The organism is Streptomyces sp. A0642, assembly GCF_004795105.1.
In the GTDB taxonomy this organism is placed as follows: domain Bacteria; phylum Actinomycetota; class Actinomycetes; order Streptomycetales; family Streptomycetaceae; genus Streptomyces.
The window spans coordinates 1-23,563 of record NZ_SSBL01000033.1 but is presented as its reverse complement, the minus strand read 5'-3'; the positions used below and the strand labels follow the sequence as shown (position 1 = coordinate 23,563).

Here is a 23,563-nt window from a genome sequence, read left to right as displayed (position 1 = left end):
GCGTCCGGGGCTACCGGTTGCCGGAACTGGCGGGTCGGCACTACCGGCCGCCGGCTACCGGTGGGCCGGGACTACCGGTTGCGGGCTGCGGGCCGGCCTGTTCTCAGGTGAGCTGAGACTGGACCTGCGACGAGATCAGCTCCAGGTGTTCCAGGTCGTCGAGGTCCAGCACCTGGAGGTAGATGCGCGAGGCCCCGATCTCGCCGAACCGGCCGATCTTGTCGACCACCTCGGCGGGCGAGCCGGCCAGTCCGTTGGCCTTCAGCTCCGCCACGTCCCGCCCGATGACGGCGGCACGGCGCGCCACCTCCGCGTCGTCCTTGCCGACGCAGACGACCAGAGCGTTGGAGTACACCAGGTCGTCGGGCCTCCGGCCCGCCTCCGCGGCCGCCGTCCTGACCCGGCCGAACTGCTTCTCGCTGTCCTCCAGCGAGGCGAACGGGATGTTGAACTCGTCCGCGTACTGCGCGGCCAGCCGCGGTGTCCGCTTCGCCCCGTGCCCGCCGATCAGCACCGGGACCTTGGCCTGCGCGGGCTTGGGCAGCGCGGGCGAGTCGGTGAGCTGGTAGTAGGTGCCGTCGAAACTGAACGTCTTGCCGACCTCGGTGGCCCACAGACCGGTGACGATCGCCAGCTGCTCCTCCAGCCGGCCGAACTTCTCCTTGGGGAACGGGATGCCGTACGCCTTGTGTTCCTGCTCGAACCAGCCGGCGCCGAGGCCCAGCTCGACGCGACCGCCGGACATCTGGTCGACCTGCGCCACCTGGATGGCGAGCACACCGGGAAGCCGGAACGTCCCCGCCGTCATCAGGGTGCCGAGACGGATCCGCTTGGTCTCGCGCGCCAGCCCGGCCAGCGTGATCCATGCGTCCGTGGGGCCGGGCAGTCCGTCGCCCTGTCCCATGCGCAGATAGTGGTCGGAGCGGTAGAAGGCGTCGAAACCGAGGTCCTCGGCCGCCTTCGCGACGGTGAGCAGGGTGTCATAGCTCGCCCCTTGCTGGGGCTCGGTGAAGATTCGAAGATCCATGCATCCATCCTGCACCTCCGGGCCTCGCGGATTCCGCTCCGGTGGTCCTCCCCACGTCGCCGCGCCCCGGGCGACCCGGATGCCGGACGCTCAGCCGGTGTCGGCGACCGGGCCCACCGGTCCGTGCAGGACCCCGTGCGGGCCGTCCCGCTCCCGGCCGCGCTCCAGATCCTCCCGGCGCTCCCGGTCCCGCTCGTCGAGGAGCCGGAGCATGCCGTGCACCCGGTCCGTCGACTCGTCGGCTGCGTCGATCGCCTCCATGCACTGCCAGTACAAGCCCTGCTCATCCGTGTCGCACGCCACCCCGACCAGGGCTATGCCCACCTCCCCGAGCAGCGCGCCGAGGCCGATCAGGGCCGCTCGCGGATCGGTCACCTCGGAGAGCTGCGCGGCCCGGGCCACACCGGCCCTGGCCGCCGGGTGGTCCAGCGCTCCGTTGGTCCGTCCGCCGATCTCGCTGAGTCCGCTCGCCTCGCCCCGTAACTCCTTGGGGCCGCTCGCCGCCAGCCGGCTCCCGATCGCCTGAGCCAGTGCCTGGGCCTGCCAGGCCTCGGCGATGATGTCCGGCGTGCCCCGGCTGTGCGCCAACGCCGTCCGGATGACTGCTACAAGCCGCACCGCTTCCATCCCATGCCCCCGTTCGACACGAAAACCCGCTCACCTCTTCCATTACCCACAGTGAGGGCGGAGGTACCGAAAGACCAGAGGATTTCGGAAATCTGTGGACACGCAGTCGAATGTGAACAAGTTGATCACTCCGAAGAGTGACGGAGCGGGGGATCCACCGGCCCCGGTACCGGAAAGCGCCCTTCGTTCCGCTCGATTTTCGCCGCCAGCGCCGCCAGCACGTCGATGCCCAGCACCTCGCAGAACTGAAGCAGGTAGGCGAGAACGTCCGCGACCTCGTCCGTGACCCTGGGCGCCGTCGCGGGGTCCTCCATCACGCGCGCCGACTGTTCCGGCGTCAGCCACTGGAAGACCTCCATGAGTTCGGCGGCCTCGACACTCAGCGCCGACGCGAGGTTCTTCGGGGTGTGGAACCGCCCCCAGTCGCGTGCGGCCGCGAATGCGGCGAGCCGTTGCTGGAGCGCGCGTACATCGAGTTCAGTCACGGCACCAGGTCTACCACCGCCACACCGGCGAGCGAACGGCGTGCCGGGGCCGCACCCGGTCACGGCACGCGTACCGCATGCGTAAGCGCCCCGATCAGGGCGTGCGGACCGCTCAGCAGCCCGGTCACGGCGTGCGGACCGAGCGCGCGGTCACCCGGTCACGGCGCACGGACCGAGCACGCAGCCACCCGGTCACCGCGCACGAACCGAGCACGCAGCCACCCCGGTCACGGCGTACCGGCCGGGTGGCAGCCGGGTCAGGGGCCGGACACACCGAACGCCCGGCAGCCCCGGTCGGCCCGTCCTCGGAGTGCCGGCTACGCGCCCGGAAGCCCCGCCGCCGTCACGCCCTCGACCTCCATGCCGACGGGAGACAGCAGGAAGACGTTCCGGTCGACCCGGTGCATCCCGCTGCCCAGCCCGAAGACGACCCCGCTGGTGAAGTCCAGGATCCGCTTGGCCACATCGCTCTCGGCGCTGGTCAGGTCGAGGAGCACCGGAATCTGCGCGACCAGGTAGTCGGCGACCTCGCGCGCGTCCGCGAAGACCTGCACCCGCAGCACCACCATGCGGCGCTGCTCGGCGTGCTCCTGCTCGTCCGGAACCGTGCGGTGGTCCACACGCGAAGGCCACTCGTTGCGACTGCGCAGAGGCACGACCTGGGCCAGTCCCTCCCACTGCTCGTCCGTGACGTCGTACCTGTCGTACCTGCTCACCGGACCACCCCGTCTGTGCTTCGGTTGGCGTTGCGCCGGCTGCGCTCACTGTTCATCGGGCAATTCTCTCGCCCCTCACCCGTTCGGCCTACCAGCGACACGGTTCAGGAACCGATCGGAACGTCCGGCTGTCCGGCCGGAAGCCGGTCCGGGACCGCGGGCACGGTGATGTCGATCGGGGTGAAACGTACCGGAAGGTGCGCCAGCGCCCGGTGGAACGGCCCCGGACGCCAGAGCAGTTCGCTGACCGGGACGGCCAGTTTCGCATCGCACAGCTGACTGGTCAGCTGCTCGATCGCCGTCATCGCGATGAGGAGCGCCGGCTGCTTGGCGGGGCATCGGTGGGGACCGGCCGACCAGGCCAGGTGGGCGCTGCCTCCGGAACGCACCCCGGCCTCCGAAGTGAGCTGCCCGGACTGCGTGTTGGCTGCTCCGAACGAGACGAGGACCAGCTGCCCGGCGCGGAGCCGGACCCCGTGGAACTCGGTGTCGTGGCGCGGGTAGTGCGCCGCCAGGTTGGCGATCGGCGGGTCCTGCCACAGGACCTCGTTGATGGCTTCGTGGGCGGTCATCGCGCCCCGGTGGAGAGAGCCCGCGTACCGCTCGTCGGTGAGCATGTGGAGGATCGCGTTGCCGATCAGATTGCTCGCCGGATCGTGGCCCGCGCTCATCAGCAGCGTGATCTGACGCACAGTCTCGTCGTTGTCGAGCTGGGCCGGGTGGGCGAGGAAGTACGACGTGAGGTCGCGGCGCGGCCGGCTGCGCCGGTCGGCGACGAGCCGGGTGACGACGTCGACGAGGTCGGCGTACGCGGCGGGGGCGCCCTGGGCCGGGTTCATCATGCCGCCGATGCCGTCGACGATCCGTTCGCCGTCCGCCGGATCGACGCCGAACCAGGTGACGAAGACGTGCAGCGGGAGCCGCCGGGCGTACTGGGCGACGAGGTCGCCGCTGCCGGTCGCGGCGAACGCCCCGATGAGCTGCTGGGCGACCCTGGCCACCTCGGCCCGCAGGATGTGGGGCTCGATCAAGGCGAGGGTGTCGTTGATCGCGTCCCGGTAGCGGGCGTGCTCCGCGCCGTCGCTGAACAGCGCCGTGGGCCGGTGCCCGAGCACCGGCAGGACCGGGGAGTCCGCCGGAATCGTCGCCTGCCAGGCGCGGGGGTCCTTGCTGAAGGTGTGGGTGTCGCGCAGCACGTCGACGGCGGCCTGGTAGTCGGTGACGAGCATCGCCTCGACCCCGGGGGCGATCCGGACCGGGGCGAGAGGGCCGTGTTCCCGCAGTCTGCGGTAGTGGCCGTGCGGGTCGGCCGCGAAGTCGGGGCCGTACAGCGCCATGGGCTGCGGCGGCTGCGGAAGCGAATGCGTGGTCATGACGGATCCTCGGGCTGCGGGTTCTTCGGCTGCGGTCCTGGGCCTGCGGGGGCCCCGGGCTTCACGTCCTCGGATCCTCGGCTTGCGGCTCCCCGGCCTGCGGCAGCCGGGTCAGCACGTGTTCGGCCAGGGCGATCAGGGCGTCGATGCTGCCGCGTCGTTCGCGCGCGTCGCACTGGACCAGCGGGGTCCCGGCTGCGAGGTCGAGGTGCGTGCGCAGGACCTCGTCGCTGTGGGCGGGGGCGTCGGGGAAGCGGTTGACCGCCACGGCGTACGGCAGTCCCTGCTCCTCGACCATGTCCATGACGGCGAAGGAATCGGCGAGCCGGCGGGTGTCCACCAGGATGAGCGCGCCCAGCGCTCCGCGCGCGATGTCCTCCCACAGGGGCAGGAACCGGTCCTGGCCCGGCGTGCCGAACATGTACAGCACGAGGTCGTCCGGGACGGTGAGGCGTCCGAAGTCGATGGCGACCGTGGTCGTCGTCTTGTCGGGAAGTCCCGCGGTGTCGTCGAGCAGGGTGCTGGACTGGGTCATCGCCTCTTCGGTGTGGAGCGTGGGGATCTCCGAGAGGGTGCGGATCAGGGTCGTCTTGCCCACGCCGAAGGGACCCGTGACGACGAGTTTCATCAGGGTCCGGGCGGCGTCCGGCAGATAGCCGACGTCCGTCCGGTCAGTGGAGGGAGCGGAGTCCAACGAGCAGCCTCTCGACGAGCGACCGGTCGATCTCCCCGGCACTGGGTATCGGTGGTCGCGTGAGCAGAAGTCCGGCGGCCGCGAGGTCCGTGGCCAGGAATACGGTGGCACTGACCGGCAGGTCCAGATGGGCCGCGCACTCGACGACGGTGAGGGCGCCCGGCTCCAGCAGATCGCACAGCCTTCGCTGCTCGGATCCAATGTCCTGCGGCAGGGCTTCCCCGGTGCGTACGAGCACGGCGAGCCGGTCGAGCGCGGGGCCGGCGGGCCGGGACCGGCCACCGGTGACGAGGTAGGCGGGGATGAGGCGGCGCCCTGGGCCGGCGGTCATGGCCGGGCGGCGGGGTCCTGTTGGCGGGCGGGGGCGTGCATCGCCCGCGTCAGCGCGGTGACCTGCACCTGCATCTGGTAGGCGATGTCGCCGAGTTTCGCGCCCGGTTCGGCGAACAGGGCGAGCGTGGTGTTCTTTCCCGCCGGTACGACGATGGCGAAGCCCAGGTCCGACTCGACGACCGTCTGGGCCAGTTGCGGGGCCTCGACGTTGGTGAAGGCGGTGGTGAAGGCACGGGCCGCGGCGTGCAGGGTGGCCGTCATCGCGGCGACGCGTTCGCCGGAGGCGCGGTCGAGGCCGGGCGAAGCGCCCTCGACGAGGCCGTCGCCGGTGGCGACCACCGCGTGCTGGACTCCGGGCAGTTCAAGCAGCGGGGTCAGCACCCATGCGAGGTCACCGGTGGTGGGGCGGGGGGCGCTCACTTCTCTTCGTCTCCTTGGTCGTCCTGGTCGCCCAGGTGGTCTTCGGCGTCGGCATCCGGTGCGGGGGCCCGCCCGGCGACGCTCCTGCCGATCAGGGTGCCCTGCTGGAGTGCCGCCCAGGAAGACTCGGCCTGCTCAGGTGTACGGGGCATCTGTTCCGCGGCCGGGGCCGCGGGGGCCGTTGCGGCAGCCGCGGGCCGCGGTGCGCGCCGGCGTCTGCTGGGCAGCCCGGAAGGGGCCGCGGCGGGCAACGGCTCCGGCGGGCCGGGCGCCGCGGGGACGGCCGGCCGCTCCGGGGCGGGGGCGGCCGACACGGGTGCGGGGGCCAGGGCGGAGAGGGTGTGGTCGTCCTCCAGCACCGTCAGCAGGTGGGCGGGGACGCGCAGGATCGTCCGCATGCCGCCGAACGGCGAGGACTCGATGTGGCAGTGGAAGCCGTACTGCACCACCAGTCGGCCGACGACCGCGAATCCGGTCTGCGGCGGGTCGCCCAGCTCGGTCAGCAGGACCTCCGAGGGGCCGGCCAGCAGCGCGCGGGCCCGGTCGAGCGCGTCGTCGTCCATGCCGATGCCGGCGTCGTCGACCACCAGGAACGCGCCGCGGCCGCCGCTCTGCTGGACCGTCACCTGTACGTCCGTGTCGGGGTGCGAGTAGGCGGTGGCGTTGGCGAGCAGTTCGGCGAGCGCGATCGCGAGCGGTTCGGCGGCGCGGGCGGCGAGCGCGAGCCGTTCGTCGCGCAGGTGGTTGGCCACCTTGATCCGCTCGTAGCCCGCGACCCGGGACTGCGCGCCGAGGACGATCTCGACGAGGGGTGAGCTCTGCCGCGCCAGGCCGGGCCACGCGTCGCAGAGCACGGCGGTGGACTGGGTGCGGCGCAGTGCGAGTTCGTTGCGGAAGTCCAGTTGCAGGATGCGCGGGTCGTCGTACTCGTGCTGGAGTTCGTGCAGGAGTTGCTGGGACTGGTTGAGCAGGGACTGGATCTTGGCGGAGGTGCCGCGCATCGCCGCGCGGGCCGCGGCGTCGACCCGCTGCCGTTCCTCCATGACCGCGGTCCTGGCCGCCTGCACGGCCTCGGTGAGCAGCCTGGCGGCTGCGCCGTCGACCTCGGCGGCCTCCCGCAGCCCGGGTACCTGGGCGCTGGGGTGGGAAAGGGCGAGTGCGGCGGCCGGGATCCGCTTGCGCGCGAGCTGCCGGATCTCGTCGACGAGGGCTGCGGTGCGGGCCTCTGCCGCCTTCGCCTGGCGTTCGGCCAGCTCGGCGTGGGCCACGGCCAGCTGTTCCGAGCGGGCGGCCCGGTAGGAGCGTGCCGTTGCTGCCACGGCGGCTATGACGGCGATCACCGCCACGATCCATGCCATGCCGTTACCGCGTTTCTGTCGTCGGGTCGGTCCTGTGCCCGGGGCGGTGGGAGCCGGTCACCGTGCCGTGGGCGGGGCGGCGAAGGCACGGGCGGCCGGTCCCGCCCCCGAAGTGGTGGAGGCCCGTGCGGTCAGTCCGCCCGGCCTGCGGTCCCACGGGCCCGCTCCACTTCTTGCGCGACCGCTGCGACGTCGGTCATGACCTGGAGCACGCCGGGGAGTTCCGATCCGTCGAGCTGCCGGTACTCGCTGCCGATCGTGACCACGAGCCGCTCGGGGAGGCCGAGTTCGGGGTGGCGGGCCTCCCCGATCACCCGGCGGGCCGCCTCCACGGCGGGCACGCCTGCGGCGTGGAAGGCGTGGGCGCGCTCCCGTACGTACTCCAGGTAGACGATGTGGTCGCGTACGCCGGCCCGGTCCAGGACCGGTCCGTGGCCCGGCACGATGGTCTCCGCGCCGGTGGCCAGCACCTGTTCGCAGGCCGCGATCACATTGCTCAGCGGGCCGGCCCAGTGGATCGGGTGGTCGCCGGGCTGCTGCGGGGTCGAGGAGAAGATGATGTCGCCGCTGAACACCGCGCTCTGCGCGGGCAGGTGGACCATGAGGTCCCCCGTGGTGTGCGCGGACGGCAGGGACGTGATGCGGACGGGGTACTCCCCCAGGGTCAGTTCGAGCTCCCCGGTGAAGTAGGTCGTCGGCCGGACCGGATCGGTCCGCGACCAGTCGAAGGCTCCGAAGTGGCGCCCGAGGTACGCGCCGAGCGCGGTGGCCGGATCGCTCCCGTTGACCAGCGCGTGCTGCTGCTGCGGAGTGGGCTCGTAGTGGATGTGCTCCCGGGCCTCGCGGGTCGCGATGATCTCGGCGTCCGGGAGCACGCCCGCGCCCCAGAAGTGGTCCCCGTTGGCGTGCGTGACGATCACACGGTCGATGGAGACCCCGTCGGGCAGGAGCTTCGTGCTCTCGGCCAGAAACTGCCCGGCCAGCACGGTGTCGTACGGGGTGTCGATCCAGAGGGCGCCGCGGGGCGAGACGAGCAGGCCGCAGTTGGCCAGGCCCCAGCCCCGTTTCGGCGGGAGCCATGCGTACAGGCCCCGGCCCAGGTCAACGACGTCCCCACCCTCGATCGGCATGACGCGATTATGCCGACCGCGATCCGGCCGCGCGTTCGAACCCGGCCATCGCAGGGCCCCGTTGGCGTGAAATCGATCCTACGGACGGACAGGGCAGGCCGGTCAGTGACAGAACGAGAGCGCCCGGGCCGGCCACCGCACGGAACGATCGGGAAAATCGAGGGCATACACCCTGAGTCGGAGAGTCTCCGTCACCGGTGCGGGGCGCGCCGTCGTCAAACCGGCAGAGGCCGATTACCCACCGAGCATGGCCGGAAACCGACGCCGAAATCCGGGCGGTTCCGTCGGAAGCGGTCCCGCCCGGGGACTCGGCGACCCCCGGGCCGGCAGGGGATCGCCGGTACGTTCCGCCGCTTGCCGGCGGCGTGCACCGGCGGTCCGGTGCAGGCCGCCGGACCTGAAGGCGGCCGCCTGTGACCGGTTGGGGGCGGGGCGCGAGGGGAGGAGGAAGGCAGGAGAGACCGGACGGGGGCGTGGCCCCGGCCCGCGCCGCTGCCGGCCGGTCCCTCAGATGCGGACCTGGCCGCGTTCGAAGTACGCGACCAGCTCGGGGTCCAGGGCCGGCACGTCGTACGGCGCGCCGCCCTCGCGCAGGGAGCGGGTCGCGAGGACACCGGCGGCGACGCTCATCCGGGCGGCGACCGGGGAGGTGTCGGTGACGCCGCCGTCGCGCACGAACCGGCAGAACTCCTCCATGATCCGGGTGTCCCCGCCACCGTGAGAACCGCCGGCCTCCGGGACCCGGTAGGTGATGTCGGCGTCGGCGCGGTAGCCGCTGGGTCCGGTGTTCCAGACCCTGACCTCGTCACCGGGGCCGTCCCCGAAGTTCTCCAGCCGGCCCTCGGTGCCGATGACGGTGTAGTTGCGCCAGTAGTCGGGAGTGAAGTGGCACTGCTGGTAGGCGGCCACGACCCCGTTGTCGAGCTGCATGTTCATCACCGAGACGTCCTCGACGTCGACGATGTGGTGCAGGTCCTTGCGGGCCGTCGGCGGCCAGTCGAACGCGCGCAGCCAGCCGTCCGGGCGCGGGGTGTCCGGCTCGCGGCGCGGCAGACCGCCGTAGACGAGCAGGTCGCCCAGCGCGTTGACGCGCCGGGTGTAGCCGCCCGCCAACCAGTGCAGCACGTCGATGTCGTGCGCGGCCTTCTGGAGGAGCAGCCCGGTGGTCCGGGTCCGGTCGGCGTGCCAGTCCTTGAAGTAGTAGTCACCGCCGTAACCCACGAAGTGACGCACCCAGACGGTCCTGGGCTCCCCGATGTCCCCGCGCGCGATGATGTCGCGCATCAGCCGCACGACACCCATGTGCCGCATGTTGTGGCCGACGTAGAGCCGGGTCCCGGTCTCGTACGCGGCACGCAGGACGTTGTCGCAGCTCTCGACGGTGATCCCCAGCGGCTTCTCCACGAAGACCGCCTTGCCGGCGCGGAGCGCGTCGATCGCGATGACCTCGTGGGTGTCGTCCGGGGTGGCGATGATGATCGCGTCGAGGTCGTCCCGGCCCAGGAGCAGCTTGTGGTCCTCGACCGCGACATCGGTGCCGAACCGCTCGGCTTCGCGCCGGCGTACCTCGGGATCGAGGTCGCAGACGGCGGTGACCGCCGATCCCCGCCCGGGGTGGTGGGCGGACATCGCGAGGGAACGTCGCAGGCCGAGTCCGATGACACCGAGTCGCAGGTCTGACACGGAAGTCCCTTTCCTTGTGTGGACGGATTCCTTGGATGGACGGATCGTGCGGACGGCGACTACGTGCCGGCGAGCGAGGCCTCGAACTCGGCGCGCATCTTGTCGCCCCCGCCGGAACGCCACTTGCTCAGCTGGTCCTTGAAGGCGGAGAGCGGCTTCCTGCCCGCGATGATGTCCAGCTGGACGTCGCTCATCGCGGTGGTGAGCGAGGGGCTCTTGCTGGTCGCCGTGTCGGAGAAGTGCCCGCTCGTCGGGTTGGACTGGCTGATCTTGAGGAGTTCCTGCTGCCAGCCGTGGATCCGGCCGGCCAGCCCGGCCCTGCCCGGCAGGTAGACGTATTCGGGTCCGGCGGCGAGGAAGGCCAGCGGCATGGCCGTGGTGACCGCCTCGGAGTTCCCCTTGGGCGTGAGTTCCACGTCGCCCTTCGCCGTGCGGTGGAAGTGCTTGCCCTCGACGCCGTTGTCGAGGAAGAGCCGCTCCTCCGTACCGAAGGGGGCGGCCAGGTAGTCCATGACGCCCAGCAGCATCTTCACCCGTGCGGGGTCCGCCTTCTTGTTGATGGCGGTGTATCCGACGGAGCCGTAGCCCATGGTGTAGCGCGGCTTCGCGCCCTCCCGCGCGGCGAACGGCACGATGACGCCGAACGGGAAGTCGTACGTCTTCGCGTCCACCAGGAAGCTGGGGAACGACTGCACATAGGCGCCGAGGCTGCCCTGCGCCATCTTCTCCATGGTGGTGCTGAGGTTGGGGTCCGGCCAGAACAGGCCGGCCTTCGCCACCTTGACGCCGAAGGCCAGGGCTTCCTGGTACTCCTGCGTCTCGTACATGTGTGTCAGCTTGCCGCCCTCCAGCCGCCAGCCGCTGGGCGCGCCGAACCACTGGCCGAACATGCCGACGTGGTTCACGTACGCCGGCTCCAGGACGTATTTGTTGCGCTTGGGGTCGGCGAGCTCCTTGCCCTTGGCGAGGAAGTCCTCGGCGCTGGTGAACTCGGCGCCGCCGACCGGCTTCCAGAAGTCCTCGTTCACGACGTAGACCTGGCCCATGGAGCCGTAGGCCACCGCGACGCCGCGGATCTTGCCGTTGATCACGGCGGTCTTCCACGCGGTGGTGGGCAGGTTCGCCAGGTTGGGGTACGCCTTCACCGCGTCCCCCGACAGGTAGGGCGTGAGGTCGTGGAACTTGGCGTCCAGCAGCTCGGGCACGCGCTGGATGCCCTGGTTCGGCGGGAACCAGACCAAGTCGGGTATGTCGCCGCCGGCCATCATGGCGTTGAACTTCGTGAGGTACGCGTCCACACCCTGGTCGACGACGATCGTCATGTCGAACCGCGCCCCGAGGCGCTTGTTCAGCTCCTGCCAGTAGGCGTTCCTGGCCTGCGGCGGGGCGGGAGTCGTGAAGGTCTCGGTGAGGGCGGTGATGCGGCTGCCGTCACCGGGCGCCTTGGCCACCGACTTGGTGAGCTGCTTGGGATAGCGCAGGTAGGCGGCGTCCAGGCCCGCCGCGTTGCCCGCCAGGTCGGCGGGGGCGGTCGGAGCGGCCACGTACGCGGGCAGCTTCAGCCTGGCAGATGCCTTGGCGCCGCCCTTGCTGACCGTCGCGCCGCTGCCACAGGCGCTCAGTGTGGACAGGCCCGCCACGGTCAGGCCGGCGATTCCCGCCGCACCCATGAAGCCGCGCCGGGACAAGTTGGTGGACATGGTGCTCCTAGGAAGTGTGTGGCCTGAGGGGCGGGGTGGTGGTGGATCAGCCCTTGACCGCCCCGGTGAGGACGCCCTTGACGAAGAACTTCTGCAGGAAGGGGTAGACACAGAAGATGGGCACGATGGCGATGATCAGCACCGCCATCTGGAGCGACGTCGCGGGCGGCACCGCGTGGACGCCCATGGCCGACGCGTTGATGCTCTGCCCGTTCAGTACGTAGCTGCGCAGGATCACCTGGATGGGGAACTTGCTGGAGTCGTTCAGGTACAGCACCGCGTTGAAGAAGCTGTTCCAGTAGCCGACCGCGTAGAACAGGCCGACCACCGCGAGGACCGCCTTGGACAGCGGGAGGACGATCCGGAAGAGGACGGTGACCTCACCGGCCCCGTCGATCCGGGCCGCGTCGTACAGCTCCTCGGGGATGCTCTGGAAGAAGGAGCGGACGACCACGATGTTGAAGGCGTTGAGCAGGACCGGAAGGATCAGCGCGGCATAGGTGTCCAGCATCTTGAACTGCTGGACCGCCAGGTAGGTCGGGATGATGCCGGGCGCGAAGAGGAAGGTGCCCAGCACCAGCAGGAGGATCGGCTTGCCGAGGACCGTGCCGGGACGCGAGGTGCCGTAGGCGATCATCACCGTGCACGCCAGGCTGAGCGCCGTGCCGGTCAGTGTGATGCCGATGGAGACCAGGGCGGCCTGAGTGACGACGCCGCCGGAGAGGATGACCCGGTAGGCCTCCAGCGTCGGGTGGTGCGGCAGAAGTACGTATCCGCCGTTGGCGTTCAGCTCCTCGCGGCCGGCCAGGCTGGTGCCGATGGCGAGGACGAACGGGTAGAGCACGATCACGGTGAGGACGGCCAGGGCCACCGCTTTCGCACCCTGTCCGTACCAGTGGGGGCGCTCCGTCCACGGCGGCCTGCCGTGGCTGCGGCCGGGGCGCACGGCGCCCAGCGGGCGGGGCCGTGCCGTGGGCGGCCGGCTCGCGGCGGACTGCTGACTCATCGGTACACTCCCTGCTCGCCGAAGCGGTGGGCCAGCTTGTTGGCGGCGAGGATGAGCGCGAATCCGATGACGCCCTTCATCAGTCCGGCGGCGGTGCTCATGCCCCAGTCGCCGTCGACGACGCCGTGGAAGTAGACGTAGGTGTCCATGACCTCGGAGGCGTCCGGTCCCACGGCGTCACGCTGCAGGATGATCTGCTCGAAGCCGACCGAGAGGATGTCGCCGAGCCGCAGGATCAGGAGCATCAGGATCACCGGCCGGATGCCCGGCAGGGTGACGTGCCAGATCCTGCGGACCCAGCCGGCGCCGTCCATCGCCGCGGACTCGTACTGCCCCATGTCGATCGAGGCGATGGCGGCCAGGAAGATGATGGTGCCCCAGCCGCAGTCCTTCCAGATGGCCTGGGCGGTGATCAGCAGCTTGAACGTGCCGGGGTCCGTCATCACGTTGCCGATGCCGACCCCGTGCTCCATGAGCAGCGTGGTGACCGAACCCGCGCCGCCGAGCACCTGCTTGAACATGGCGACGACGACGACCCAGGACAGGAAGTGCGGGAGGTACACGACGGTCTGGATGAACCGCTTGATCTTCTCGCTGATGAGCGAGTTGAGCAGCAGGGCGAGGGCGATCGGCGCGGGGAAGTAGAGGAGCAGCTGGATCGCGGTGATCTGCAGCGTGTTGGAGACCGCACTCCAGAACTCGGGTTCGGCGAGCAGCGCGGTGAAGTTCGCGAGGCCGACGAACGGGCTCTGCTTGAAGCCCAGGAACGGCTGGTAGTCCTGGAACGCGATGATGTTGCCCGCGAGCGGCAGGTAGAAGAAGAGCGCGAAGTAGAGAACACCCGGCAGACAGAGGAGCAGCAGCGTCCTGTCCCGTTTCAGCCGGTACCGGAGCGGCTGCCGTATGCGGCGCTTCCCGCCCTTCTTCCCGTCGGGGCGGTCCGCGTCCTCAAGATCGCGGGGCTGCGGCTCGGGGGGCCGCGCGGCTGTGACCGGCGCATCTGCCATCGTCACAGGCACCTCCAGGGCTGGTGGAGCGAGAGAACGTCCCGCATACGTGGAGGCGGTGCGCACCGGGGGGTGCGTCCGCGACTCCTGCACGGCGACAGCCCACATAGTTCACGACCACCCACCGCGATGGCAAGAGATGCTCATTTCTCTGACGTAACAAACATCTATTGACATAGAAAAGCCCTGGTACGCGCGAACACCCACGACTCGCGGGTGCCAAATAGGCACACACTCGACACAAAACCATCGCCGAACGACGGAAAAACAGCTGCGAGGCCACCAGAAGGGCGTCATGCGTGCTCGGTTGTGAACCTTCGCGAGCATCCACGCGCACCTTCACGCACTTGAAGGCCGCTCCACCGGGCGCGAAGAGGGGCCGCCACACCGGGTGTGGCGGCCCCTCTTCGCGCATGCGCCCGATCACCGGGCCGGTCTGCCGGATCAGACGGTGATGACGGTGACACCCGCCTCGGCGAAACGGGCGGCGGCCTCGGGTGCGATGCCTTTGTCGGTGACGAGGAAGTCGACCGCACCCAGGTCGCAGACCCGGGCGAAGGCACGCTTGCCGATCTTCGACGAGTCTGCCGCCACCACCACCCGCTGGGCCTGCTCCGCGAGCAGCCGGTTGATGCTGGCCTCACCCTCGTGATGGACGTAGGCGCCGCGTTCGGTGTCGATCGCGTTGACCCCCAGGACGGCGACATCCAGCGTGATCTCACCCAGCACACCGCTGGCCAGCGGTCCGGTCAGCTCGTACGACTGGGGCCTCGCCACACCGCCGGTCACCACCATCTTGATCTGCGGCCGGATCACGAGCTCGTTGGCGATGTTGAGGGCATTGGTGACCACCGTCAGGGCCGGCTGACCGGAGGCCCCTCCCGCGCCTTCGCCCACGAGGTCGGAGCGCACGGCGAGCGAGCGCGCCACCTCCGTGATGGTGGTCCCGCCCGTCAGCCCCACCACCTCGCCCACCGCGACCAGTTCGGCGACGGCCCGGCCGATGGCCTGCTTCTCCGGGGCGTTGCGGCCGGTCTTGTAGCGAAGCGCCAGCTCGTAGCTGACGCCGTGCGCGACGGCGCCGCCCCGGGTGCGGGTGAGGAGGTGCTGCTCGGCCAGTTGGTCCAGGTCCCGGCGAATGGTCGCGGCCGAGACGTCCAGCGCGCCGGCGGCGTCCTCGACGTCCACCCGGCCGTGCTTACCGACGAGTTCCAGCAGTGCGCTCCACCGGGCGTCCCTGGACAAGGCAATCTCCTTACGGGCCCGGCCTGCGAGCACCCATCCCCTTGGGCGCGGTCACCGGACACGCGCAAGCGTGGCACACGGCTCCGCCGAGTCAAACCGGCCACCCCATGGATGCTTGATAATGCTTGTTCGGCACGAGTATCGTGCGAAAACGAGCATCCCATCTTCCGTTCGGAGTGCAAAAGTGTCCTTTGTCGAGATCGAGACAGCCAGTCAGCCGGACTGCTGGCGCCGCGCCGCGGACCTCGCTCCGAGCCACGCCGGCGTCCTGCCCGCCGCCGGCGAGCGCATCGCCGTGGTCGGCTGCGGCACCTCGTTCTACATGGCCCAGGCGTACGCCTCGCTCCGCGAGGACTCCGGACAGGGCGAGACCGACGCCTTCGCCGCTTCGGAGTTCCCCGCCCGCCGCCGCTACGACCGCGTCGTCGCCCTCACCCGCTCCGGCACCACGACCGAGGTGCTCGACCTGCTCGACCGGTTGCGCGGGACCACCCCCACGGTCGCGATCACGGCCGACCCGCACACTCCGGTGATGACGTCCGCCGACGCCGTGGTGGTCCTCGACTTCGCGGACGAGCGGTCCGTCGTGCAGACCCGGTTCGCCACCACCCTGCTCACGCTGCTCCGCGCCCACCTCGGCCTGCACTCCGACGCCGTGGTCCGTGACGCGGAGGCCGCCCTCGCCGAGCCGCTGCCCGAAGGTCTGCTGGACTGCACCCAGTTCACCTTCCTCGGCCGCGGCTGGACGGCCGGCCTGGCCAACGAGGCCGCGCTGAAGATGAAGGAGGCCTCGCTGTCCTGGACGGAGGCGTACGCCTCGATGGAGTACCGCCACGGCCCCATCAGCATCGCCACCACCGGCACCGCGACCTGGACGTTCGGCGCCGCCCCCGAGGGGCTGCGCGAGCAGGTCCTCGCCACCGGCGCCCGCTGGGTGGAGAGCGGCCTGGACCCGCTGGCCGAACTGGTCCGCGTCCAGCGCCTGGCCATCGCCCGCGCCGCCGCCCGGGGCCTGGACCCGGACAGCCCGCGCCACCTGACCCGTTCGGTGGTCCTTGCGGAGGCCTGAGCCGGATACTGAGCGGGACATGGAGATCGCGGAACGCATGGTGCACACCGGTCCGGGTGCCGGCGCGGACGCCTGGACGGGTTTCCTCGCCGCCCCCGTGCACGGCAGCGGCATCGGCGTGCTCGTCCTCGCCGGCTCCAGCGGCCGCATCGAGGAGGCCCGGTGCCGGCTGCTGGCCCGGGAGGGCATGACCGCCCTGTCGGTCAGATGGTTCGGCGGCCCCGGGCAGCCACCGGGCATCTGCGAAGTCCCGCTGGAGACCTTCGTGTCCGCGGCCGAGTGGCTGCGTACGGCCGGCGCGCGGCGCATCGGCGTCCTCGGCGCCTCCAAGGGCGCCGAGGCCGCCCTGCACCTGGCAGGTCGCCACGACGGCGTCGACGCTGTCGTGGCCCTCTCGCCCACCTCGGTGACCTGGGCGAACGTGGGACCGGGCCGCGACGGCGCCGCGCTTCCCCACCGATCGTCATGGACCTGGCGGGGCAGGCCATTGCCGTTCGTGCCCTATGACGACACCTGGACGGCCGCCGAGCCGGAGGGCGAACCCGTCTCGGTCCTCGGCTGGTACGAGCAGAGCCTGCCGGCCTTCGCCGAGCGCGTCCCGGCCGCGGCCGTCCCGGTCGGCGGGGCCGGCACCGACCTCGTGCTGGTCGCGGGAGGCGACGACCTGATGTGGCCCTCCCTGCGGTTCGCCGCGGAACTGGCCGCCCGCCGCAGGGCGGCCGGCCTCCCCGTACGTCTGATCACCCGCCCCGACGCCGGGCACCGCCCCCGGCTGCCGGGCGAGGGAGCCGCCGCACCGTCCGGGCGCTTCCGGTACGGAGGTTCGCCCGCCGCCGACGCCGCGCTCGGGGCGGACGCCTGGCCGCACCTGCTCGATGCGCTGCGCGGCGCGGGCGCAGGTCCCGTCGTCGAACCGTCGTCCGCCCCGCAGTCTCAGGACTCCTCGAAGTAGGCGTCCAGGACCGCGTCGAAGCCCTCCGTCCACCCCTTGAGGTCGCTCCGGGCGGGCGCCTCGACCTCGGCGTTGAACCAGCGCCGGGTCGACATGTGGACCGTGACCGTGAACCGGCGGCCGAACCGGGCCGGCTTCAGTTCCACGGCCCCGACCTCGTCCCAGTGGAAGTCGGCCTCCTGGTCGTCCAGCGTGAACCGGATTCCCTTCCGGTCGGCGGAGATCGAACCGCGCCGGTCGCTCACCTCGAACGACGGACCGTCCGCCGCCCCGTCGTCGGACGCGGGGCCGTCCGCGTCCACCTGCTCGTTCTCTTCCTCCTCGTCGTCCGCCGCCGCACCGGCAACGGGCTCGGCGTCGGGCGCCGCGTCCTCGGGGGCGGCTCCCTCGGATGCGGGCCCCTCGGTCTGCTCCGGGTCCTCCTCCGCCTTCTCGGCGGTTCGGGGGGCCGTGAGACCAGGGATGTACGCCGGGTCTGTCCCTGCGGCGTACGCGGGCTGAGTGTTGGGATCTATGCGCTGCTCCACGGCGGGCAGTATGGCCGACGAACCTGTACGGGGCCAGTGAGACCGCCGTACACCGGGCGGTGACACGGTGCGGCAGGGGCGACAGGGGGCGGCCGGGCCCGGCAGTGCGCGGGGCGGGCCCACCCGCTCGGCCCGCCCCTCCCCCCGTGCCCCCGCCGCCCGTTGGTCAGCCGGTGGAGCAAGCCTTGCCGCCCAGGGCGAACGCGGCCGGAGCGGCGTTACCACCCGTCAGGGTGCCGGTGAATCCGAAGCCCACCGAAGCGCCCGGCGCCACCTTGCCGTTCCAGGAGACGTTGGCGGCTGTCACCTTCGCGCCGGCCTGCGTGGAGGTGGCGTTCCACATCTGACCGACCTTCTGGCCGTCCGCGAACGTCCAGCCCAGCTGCCAGCCGTCCAGGGCCGCGGTCCCGGTGTTGGTGAGCGTCACATCGGCCTGGAAGCCGCCGGACCACTGGTTGGTGACCTTGTACGTCACCGAACAGGCCCCGCTCCCGGGCGGGTTCCCCGGGTCCGTGCCGGGGTCCGTGCCCGGGTCCGTACCGCCGCCGTCGCCGTCCGACGAGTCGCCGTACATGATCCCGCGCCCGTTGGTCGAGAGGTACACCCGGCCGTAGATCCTCGGGTCACCGGTGATCGAGGCGCCGATCCATCCCCACTGGTGCGCGTCGTCGTTGATCCGGGTCCAGGTCGTGCCCGCGTCCGTGGAACGGAAGACACCGCGTACGCCGCCGATCTTCGCCGTGACGAAGAGCGTCTGGTACGAGGCCCCCGCGGCAGCCTTGCCGAAACCGACCGAGTCCGCCTGCTGGATCCCGGAGAGTCTGGTGAACGTCGCGCCCGAGTCGGTGGAGTGCCAGAGCCCGTAGGCGCCCGTCGCACTGCCGCCGGCGAGCCAGACATCACCCTCGGCGCCCGGTACCGCCTTGAAGCGGACGTTGCCCTCGGTGGGCAGACCGCTCGAAGCCTTCGCGGTGAAGGTGGCGCCGCCGTCCGTCGAGACGTAGAAGGTGCCGGCCTTGTACCCGTAGAACTTCTTCGGGTTCTTCCGGTCGGACTCGACGGTCGCCCCGGCCGGTATCCCGGTGGACGCCGACCATGTACTCCCGTACCCGGTGGTGCGGTGCACGCCCGCGCCCTCCGGGCTCCACACGAATCCGCTGCCGTCGGCCGCCGCCGCGACCGTGCCGCCGCCGGTGACCCCGGAGGGCTCGGAGCCCTGGAACCAGTTCGCCCCGTTGTCCGTGGAGAAACCGATGTGCGGGGCGGCGTCGGCGCTGCCGACCCGTACGACCGTGCCGGGGCTGGTCTCCGCGAAGTCGAGGCTGGTGGTGGAGGTGAGGTTGGGCGAGGTGAACATCATGCCCGGCACGGCGTCGAGAGAGGTGTGCCGGAATCCTCCGACATCGCCGAGCGCGCTGAGCAGCGGGGCGCCGGACGGCGGGCTCGCCAGGTCGTTGACGGCCGTCTCCTCGAGGCCCTTCACCATCGGCGTGATCTTGAACTGGCTGCCGGAGTCCCAGTTCTTGAGGTTCTCGGTGCCGTAGACCGTGGCGCCGGTGCCATACATCATCCGGTTCGAGTCGAACGGGTCGATCTCCAGCGCCTCGGTCATCCAGCCCAGTTTGGGCGAGGTCTCCGGCGGCGCCGGGTTGGCACCCCAGGTCAGCCAGGGCACGGACGAGACGTCCTGGGTGAAGCGGTTGGTGCGGCTCGGGTAGCTGCTGTAGTCCCAGGCCCTGGTCCAGGTCGCCCCGCTGTCCGTGGAGCGGAAGATCTGGGTGTCCGGCCACCAGGAGCTGTACGCCGTCGCCATCAGGGTGCCGGGCTGCTGCCGGTCCACGGACAGTCCGCTGAATCCGTAGTAGGTGTCGGCCTCGGCGACCGGGCTGACGTCCTTCCACGCACCGGTGGCGGTGGTGTACCGCCAGATCCGCCCCTTGCCGCCGTCGTACGGGCCGCCGGTGTCGCTCAGTGTCAGATAGAGATAGCCGTTCGCCGAGTCGAGCACCCCCTTGTGGGCCAGATAGCCGGTCGGCTGGCCGGCGATCCGCGACCAGGTGGCACCGCCGTCGGTGGAGCGGTAGACGGTGTTGTCCTTGTCGGCGACGCCCACGTAGATGTCGCGGGTCGCGCTGCCCGCGCTGCCGGTGCGCTCGTCGAAGGTCACCCAGACGATGCCCTGGTTGTCGTTGCCGTATCCGCTGGTGTCGGTGGGGTCCTGGGCGTAGTTGCCCGGGTTGGGGAAGGCCGTCACCTGCGACCAGGTCACTCCGGAGTCGGTGGAGCGCCACAGGCCCTTGCCGCTGGGCGCGCCCAGGTACAGCACGGAGTTCTTGTTCGGGTCGACCGCGAGGCGCTCACCCATGCCGCGGCCCGGCATGTTCCCGCCGAGCTTGAAGGGGAGGGGGGCGGCCTTCCAGCTGGCGCCCCGGTCCGAGGAGCGCAGGACCGCGCCGTTGCCCGGGTCCCAGCTGTTGGTGTACGTGCCCACGGCGGCGTACACGTTGTCCGGGTCGGCCGAGTCCGAGGCGAGGCTCACCACGCCCGACCAGCCCCAGTGGTCCCAGTCCACCCAGTCGAGCAGCGGCGTCCACTGCTTGCCGGTCTGATCCCAGCGGTAGGCGCCGCCGATGTCCGTGCGGGCGTAGGCGAGGTTCTTCTCCGACCGGTTGAAGACGATGCCGGGGACGAAACCACCGCCGTCGATGCGGACGTTCTTCCACTTGTACGTGTCCGCAGCCAGGGACACATCGGATGCCTGGGCGGCCGGCGCAGCCTCGTTGGCTCGCGCCGATGCGGGGGCGCCGGTGGCGAAGAGACCGGCGGTGAGCGTGAGTGCTGCCAGGAGGGCGGCAAGGGGTCTAGCGGTTGAGCGCACGGAAACGTCCTCTCCGAACGAGACCGCCGACAGCGGCGGCACAGGGCGGTACGGATGTGGGAGCGCTCCCATTCGCGTCCCGATGGTAGCGGCGCGGACCCTCGGGGAGAAGGCGATGAGCAGGGTTCATCGGATGACTTCACGACCCGGAGGACAGACCATTGCGGCGTCGTCAGGCAATTCACCCGTAACACCGTCACGGAGACTTCGGCCGGTGAGCGACCACGCCAACCGCCCTCGGTGCCGGTGGTGTTGTCGACAGGGGACCCTCGGCGAGGGCGCCCCGGCCGCCCTCGCCCGGTCCGCGCCGGGTGTCCGGCCACCGGGCCCCGGGGACCGCGGGGGGCCGGGCAGTCCTCACCCCGAGTGGTCCCGCGGGACAGCCCGTAGGGTTCTCCTTCGTATGCACGCGTGCAGCAGGGGGCGTGAATGGGTGAGATCGCACTGCTCGACGCGGTGCGCCGCGGGGACGCCGCCGCTGTGCGCAGGCTCCTGGAGGCGGGCGCCGACCCGGAGTCGGCAGACGCGCGGGGCGTCCCGGCCCTCTGCCTGGCCATCGCCGCGTTCGACGAACCGGTCGCCTCCGCCTTGACCGAGGGAGGAGCCGATCCGCAACGGCGCCTCCCCGACGGGACCACTCCCTTGCTCCGGGCCGTCGACTGCGGCACGGTCTCGGTCGTTCTCGCGGTGCTGCCCGCTCTCGGGGAGCACCTCACCGAGACCGCCCGGGCGGAACTGCTGGAACGCGCACGGCACTGGCACGAGGCCGGCGTGGTGACCGAGTTGCGACGCAGGACGGACGCCCCGGGCCCGCACAGGCGGATCCGGGTTCGGGACGGCGACTGGTGGACCGACTACGACGAGATCACGCTCGGCGGGCTGACCGTGCGCGACGGGCACGCCGCGGTCCTCAGCAACCTGGAGCAGTGGTTCGGCCGGCGTCCGCCCATCGGTGAACTGCTCGCACGTGCCCTCACGCATCCCGATCCGGAGCACGCCGACTGGACCGAGACCGTGAACGTGCTCGCCGAACGGAACGACGAGGAGACCTGGGCCGCCGCCGCGCGGCTGCGGTCCCACCACGAGGCCCTTCACCGGCTGTTCGCCGCGGACGTCCTGCGCGGTCTCGTCCTGCGGGAGACGGTGGCCGGCACGCAGCCGGCCGTTTTCGCACCGCGGGCACCGGAGATCTTCCTCCCCTGGGCCGTCGAGGAGGCGGACCCGGCCGTCCTCCGCCTCGTCCTGCGCGCGCTTTCCGAGTCGGACTCCCCGGACCCCCGGGTCGAGGAGGTGGGACTGTCCTTCGTCACCCACCCCGCCGCGGAGGTGCGGCTCGAGGCGGCGTCACTCCTCCAGCGAACCGGCGGCTCGTACGGCCGCATGGCGCTGCGGGCGCTGTTCGCCCTCACGCGCGATGCCGACGCCGGCGTGCGGGGACACGCGTCCGCACTCCTCGGCGGCCATCGGGGCCCGGCCCGGGACATCGGAGACGTACGGGCCGAACGCCTCGGCGACGAGGACCAGATGGAGTGCACCCCGGCCGCCCACGGGCCGGCCGAACGCGACCGCCCCGCGGTGCCTCGCGGGGAGAACGAGCACGAGGGACCGGTCGGCTGACGGTCCCTGGGCCGACCCCTGCATCGTGAGGTTGGGCCCTCGGCGCTACCGGTGGCGGACGAGGGGCGCAGCGGGATCCGACGGACCTCGGACCGGCTCGGGCGCGGGGCCCTGATCGCTCAGCTCGTCCCACCCGGTCCGTCAGCGCCGCCGCGCCCCGCGCGCCACGGTCGAGGCCGTGCGCGGGCCGGACAGGCGCATCCCGCAGGCCGAACCCCGGCCGCGCGGCGGCGGACTCACGCGTACCAGCCGGCTCCCCCGGGCGGGTCGCAGAGCTCGAGGACCACTTCGCCCGCCTCGGAGGTCATGCCGCCGACGGGCCGCACCCGGTCGCCGACGCTCACCAGGTGCGGTGCCGCGCCCACGATGCGGCACCGGTACACGAACCCTTCGGGGAAGCGCACCAGGGACTCGTTGCGCATCACCCGCGAGTAGCGGTTCACGACGCTGGACCGCACGACGACCCCGTGGCCGTCGCTCCGCTCGGACTCCAGATCGCTCGACGCGCAGGCGGGGCACAGGAGTTTGCGGAAGGATGCGGTGCCGCACCACCGGCACACCTGGTAGACCAGACCCTCCGTGCTGCGCTGCTCCCCTGCGTCGCGAGCTGTGGGCTCCACGTCGATTCCGGTGATGAACACGCCTCGGCCTCCCGCGCTCGACTGGGTGCGCCGCACCTGCGGCGACGCCACTCCGGCACCGTATGGCACTTAGTTCCATGAAGTAAAGGTACTGAGTGCCGGTGAAAGCCGGGCCCACGAGTGAACTACCTCTCAGTGGTGCCCGGTTCCCCGCCGAGGGCCGATTCGATGCGCTGCACGACGCGCCACATCGGAGCCCCCTTCGGCGCGATCATCACGATCACCTCGTCCTCGGCCGCGGGTGCGGGCGGCCGCTCGGCCGCCGGCCCCCATACGGACCGGACCAGTTCGAGCGCCCGGTCGACCTCGGCGCCCGCGTCGCCCCGGCCGCCCGAACGCAGCCAGGACCGCAGCCCGTTGTTGTGCGCCGCGACCACCGAAGCCGCGATCACCTCGGCGCGCAGAGCCGCGTCGGGGGCGCCGGCCCACCGGCGTTCCAGATACCCGGCCATGGTCCGCTCGTAGCGGCGCACGACGGAGAGTTCGTAGGTGCGCAGACCGGGAACCTCCCGGGTGAGCCGGTAGCGCTGCACGGAGAACTCCGGCTTCTCCGCGTACATCCGCAGCACGATCCGGGCCGCCTCGCACACCGCTTCCACCGGATCGCCGTCGCCGGCGGTTTCCAGGAACGCGGTCATGTCCGCGAGGCACCGCTCGTGGTCGGGGAAGACCGCGTCCTCCTTCGAGGGGAAGTAGCGGAAGAACGACCGCCGCCCCACCCCCGCGCTCGCGACGATGTCGTCCACCGTGGTCCGCTCGAACCCGCGCTCCATGAAGAGCGCGAAGGCCGCCTCGGCGAGCACGTCACGCATCGGGGGCTTCTTGGCCGGCCCGCGGTCATCGGTCATGCCGGAGAACGTAGCACCGGAAACGGATATCCGGCACTGGGTACCTTTACGCAGGGTACTGGGTACCATATGGTGACGACAGAGACTGGACGAAGTACAGGGAGAGCCGGCGTGAGCTTGAGGATCGTTGTCTGTGTGAAGTACGTGCCCGACGCGACCGGTGACCGGCATTTCGCCGATGACCTGACGTTGGATCGTGAGGATGTCGACGGTCTGCTGTCGGAGCT

The 23,563-nt window shown here is 71.1% G+C and carries 22 protein-coding genes and 1 pseudogene; 4 read left to right on the top strand and 19 right to left on the bottom strand.

Annotation, left to right across the window (positions count from 1 at the left end; genetic code table 11):
* Positions 1–103 precede the first annotated feature (103 nt).
* The 15 genes from E6R60_RS32650 to E6R60_RS32580 form a co-directional block, all read right to left on the bottom strand.
* Complete coding sequence (locus E6R60_RS32650; RefSeq protein ID WP_136330326.1) at positions 104–1,027, bottom strand: LLM class F420-dependent oxidoreductase; 924 nt, start codon at positions 1,025–1,027, stop codon at positions 104–106.
* 90 nt (positions 1,028–1,117) lie between these two features.
* Complete coding sequence (locus tag E6R60_RS32645; RefSeq protein ID WP_136330325.1) at positions 1,118–1,654, bottom strand: DUF6099 family protein; 537 nt, start codon at positions 1,652–1,654, stop codon at positions 1,118–1,120.
* Between the two features lie 125 nt (positions 1,655–1,779).
* On the bottom strand, positions 1,780–2,139 hold the full coding sequence (locus E6R60_RS32640) for a nucleotide pyrophosphohydrolase (RefSeq protein ID WP_136330324.1): 360 nt from the start codon (positions 2,137–2,139) through the stop codon (positions 1,780–1,782).
* 317 nt (positions 2,140–2,456) lie between these two features.
* The gene (sepF, locus tag E6R60_RS32635) at positions 2,457–2,855 is read right to left on the bottom strand and encodes a cell division protein SepF (RefSeq protein ID WP_136330323.1); all 399 of its coding nucleotides are present in this window, start codon (positions 2,853–2,855) and stop codon (positions 2,457–2,459) included.
* Between the two features lie 104 nt (positions 2,856–2,959).
* Positions 2,960–4,228 (bottom strand): cytochrome P450, encoded by a 1,269-nt coding sequence (locus E6R60_RS32630; RefSeq protein ID WP_136330322.1) that lies wholly within the window; start codon positions 4,226–4,228, stop codon positions 2,960–2,962.
* Positions 4,229–4,289: 61 nt separating this feature from the next.
* Positions 4,290–4,922, bottom strand: coding sequence for an ATP/GTP-binding protein (locus E6R60_RS32625; protein ID WP_136330321.1), 633 nt, complete (start codon positions 4,920–4,922; stop codon positions 4,290–4,292).
* Positions 4,900–5,253, bottom strand: a complete 354-nt coding sequence (locus tag E6R60_RS32620) for a DUF742 domain-containing protein (protein WP_136330320.1) — start codon at positions 5,251–5,253, stop codon at positions 4,900–4,902. The genes E6R60_RS32625 and E6R60_RS32620 overlap by 23 nt, the downstream gene beginning before the upstream one ends.
* A complete protein-coding gene (locus E6R60_RS32615; protein WP_136330319.1) occupies positions 5,250–5,675 on the bottom strand; it encodes a roadblock/LC7 domain-containing protein in 426 nt (141 codons plus the stop codon). Before E6R60_RS32615 ends, E6R60_RS32620 begins: the two co-directional genes overlap by 4 nt.
* Positions 5,672–7,033, bottom strand: coding sequence for an ATP-binding protein (locus tag E6R60_RS32610; protein ID WP_240802771.1), 1,362 nt, complete (start codon positions 7,031–7,033; stop codon positions 5,672–5,674). The genes E6R60_RS32615 and E6R60_RS32610 overlap by 4 nt, the downstream gene beginning before the upstream one ends.
* 131 nt (positions 7,034–7,164) lie before the next feature.
* On the bottom strand, positions 7,165–8,163 hold the full coding sequence (locus E6R60_RS32605; protein WP_136330318.1) for an MBL fold metallo-hydrolase: 999 nt from the start codon (positions 8,161–8,163) through the stop codon (positions 7,165–7,167).
* A 507-nt stretch (positions 8,164–8,670) separates the two neighbouring features.
* Positions 8,671–9,846: a Gfo/Idh/MocA family oxidoreductase gene (locus tag E6R60_RS32600; RefSeq protein ID WP_136330317.1), complete on the bottom strand. Its 1,176-nt coding sequence runs from the start codon at positions 9,844–9,846 to the stop codon at positions 8,671–8,673.
* Positions 9,847–9,905: 59 nt separating this feature from the next.
* Entirely contained in the window at positions 9,906–11,546 is a 1,641-nt protein-coding gene (locus tag E6R60_RS32595) for an extracellular solute-binding protein (RefSeq protein WP_136330316.1), read from the bottom strand.
* A 46-nt stretch (positions 11,547–11,592) separates the two neighbouring features.
* Positions 11,593–12,552, bottom strand: coding sequence for a carbohydrate ABC transporter permease (locus E6R60_RS32590; protein WP_240802770.1), 960 nt, complete (start codon positions 12,550–12,552; stop codon positions 11,593–11,595).
* Entirely contained in the window at positions 12,549–13,559 is a 1,011-nt protein-coding gene (locus E6R60_RS32585) for an ABC transporter permease subunit (RefSeq protein WP_136330315.1), read from the bottom strand. The genes E6R60_RS32590 and E6R60_RS32585 overlap by 4 nt, the downstream gene beginning before the upstream one ends.
* 444 nt (positions 13,560–14,003) lie before the next feature.
* Positions 14,004–14,804, bottom strand: a complete 801-nt coding sequence (locus E6R60_RS32580) for a DeoR/GlpR family DNA-binding transcription regulator (protein ID WP_136330314.1) — start codon at positions 14,802–14,804, stop codon at positions 14,004–14,006.
* A 184-nt stretch (positions 14,805–14,988) separates the two neighbouring features.
* Here E6R60_RS32580 and E6R60_RS32575 point away from each other — a divergent pair, with 184 nt between their 5' ends.
* Together E6R60_RS32575 and E6R60_RS32570 are read left to right on the top strand one after the other, a co-directional pair.
* Positions 14,989–15,873, top strand: coding sequence for an SIS domain-containing protein (locus tag E6R60_RS32575; RefSeq protein WP_136330313.1), 885 nt, complete (start codon positions 14,989–14,991; stop codon positions 15,871–15,873).
* A 19-nt stretch (positions 15,874–15,892) separates the two neighbouring features.
* On the top strand, positions 15,893–16,825 hold the full coding sequence (locus E6R60_RS32570; protein ID WP_136330312.1) for an acyl-CoA thioester hydrolase/BAAT C-terminal domain-containing protein: 933 nt from the start codon (positions 15,893–15,895) through the stop codon (positions 16,823–16,825).
* Here E6R60_RS32570 and E6R60_RS32565 read toward each other — a convergent pair.
* Both E6R60_RS32565 and E6R60_RS32560 read right to left on the bottom strand, forming a co-directional pair.
* Positions 16,807–17,352 carry a hypothetical protein gene (locus E6R60_RS32565; protein ID WP_136330311.1) on the bottom strand — a complete coding sequence of 182 codons (546 nt, stop codon included), beginning with the start codon at positions 17,350–17,352 and terminating at the stop codon, positions 16,807–16,809. The genes E6R60_RS32570 and E6R60_RS32565 overlap by 19 nt on opposite strands.
* A 166-nt stretch (positions 17,353–17,518) precedes the next feature.
* The gene (locus tag E6R60_RS32560; protein ID WP_346766100.1) at positions 17,519–20,230 is read right to left on the bottom strand and encodes a cellulose binding domain-containing protein; all 2,712 of its coding nucleotides are present in this window, start codon (positions 20,228–20,230) and stop codon (positions 17,519–17,521) included.
* Between the two features lie 429 nt (positions 20,231–20,659).
* On the opposite strand from E6R60_RS32560, the gene E6R60_RS32555 reads away from it, so the two are divergent.
* Positions 20,660–21,847, top strand: coding sequence for an ankyrin repeat domain-containing protein (locus tag E6R60_RS32555; RefSeq protein WP_136330310.1), 1,188 nt, complete (start codon positions 20,660–20,662; stop codon positions 21,845–21,847).
* 236 nt (positions 21,848–22,083) lie between these two features.
* Here the strand turns inward: E6R60_RS32555 and E6R60_RS32550 are convergent, their stop codons facing one another.
* Both E6R60_RS32550 and E6R60_RS32545 read right to left on the bottom strand, forming a co-directional pair.
* Positions 22,084–22,488: a zinc ribbon domain-containing protein gene (locus tag E6R60_RS32550; protein ID WP_136330358.1), complete on the bottom strand. Its 405-nt coding sequence runs from the start codon at positions 22,486–22,488 to the stop codon at positions 22,084–22,086.
* A gap of 125 nt (positions 22,489–22,613) precedes the next feature.
* Entirely contained in the window at positions 22,614–23,336 is a 723-nt protein-coding gene (locus E6R60_RS32545) for a TetR family transcriptional regulator (RefSeq protein WP_136330309.1), read from the bottom strand.
* Between the two features lie 111 nt (positions 23,337–23,447).
* Between E6R60_RS32545 and E6R60_RS32540 the strand changes: the two are divergent.
* Positions 23,448–23,563: pseudogene (locus tag E6R60_RS32540) on the top strand (electron transfer flavoprotein subunit beta); the annotation flags it as partial.

What these genes read in the sequence shown, in the direction of transcription:
- E6R60_RS32650 (WP_136330326.1), bottom strand. Translation starts at nt 1,027, where the DNA reads ATGGATCTTCGAATCTTCACCGAGCCCCAGCAAGGGGCGAGCTATGAC.
- E6R60_RS32645 (WP_136330325.1), bottom strand. Translation starts at nt 1,654, where the DNA reads ATGGAAGCGGTGCGGCTTGTAGCAGTCATCCGGACGGCGTTGGCGCAC.
- E6R60_RS32630 (WP_136330322.1), bottom strand. Translation starts at nt 4,228, where the DNA reads ATGACCACGCATTCGCTTCCGCAGCCGCCGCAGCCCATGGCGCTGTAC.
- E6R60_RS32620 (WP_136330320.1), bottom strand. Translation starts at nt 5,253, where the DNA reads ATGACCGCCGGCCCAGGGCGCCGCCTCATCCCCGCCTACCTCGTCACC.
- E6R60_RS32610 (WP_240802771.1), bottom strand. Translation starts at nt 7,033, where the DNA reads ATGGCATGGATCGTGGCGGTGATCGCCGTCATAGCCGCCGTGGCAGCA.
- E6R60_RS32605 (WP_136330318.1), bottom strand. Translation starts at nt 8,163, where the DNA reads ATGCCGATCGAGGGTGGGGACGTCGTTGACCTGGGCCGGGGCCTGTAC.
- E6R60_RS32595 (WP_136330316.1), bottom strand. Translation starts at nt 11,546, where the DNA reads ATGTCCACCAACTTGTCCCGGCGCGGCTTCATGGGTGCGGCGGGAATC.
- E6R60_RS32590 (WP_240802770.1), bottom strand. Translation starts at nt 12,552, where the DNA reads ATGAGTCAGCAGTCCGCCGCGAGCCGGCCGCCCACGGCACGGCCCCGC.
- E6R60_RS32585 (WP_136330315.1), bottom strand. Translation starts at nt 13,559, where the DNA reads ATGGCAGATGCGCCGGTCACAGCCGCGCGGCCCCCCGAGCCGCAGCCC.
- E6R60_RS32570 (WP_136330312.1), top strand. Translation starts at nt 15,893, where the DNA reads ATGGAGATCGCGGAACGCATGGTGCACACCGGTCCGGGTGCCGGCGCG.
- E6R60_RS32555 (WP_136330310.1), top strand. Translation starts at nt 20,660, where the DNA reads ATGGGTGAGATCGCACTGCTCGACGCGGTGCGCCGCGGGGACGCCGCC.
- E6R60_RS32545 (WP_136330309.1), bottom strand. Translation starts at nt 23,336, where the DNA reads ATGACCGATGACCGCGGGCCGGCCAAGAAGCCCCCGATGCGTGACGTG.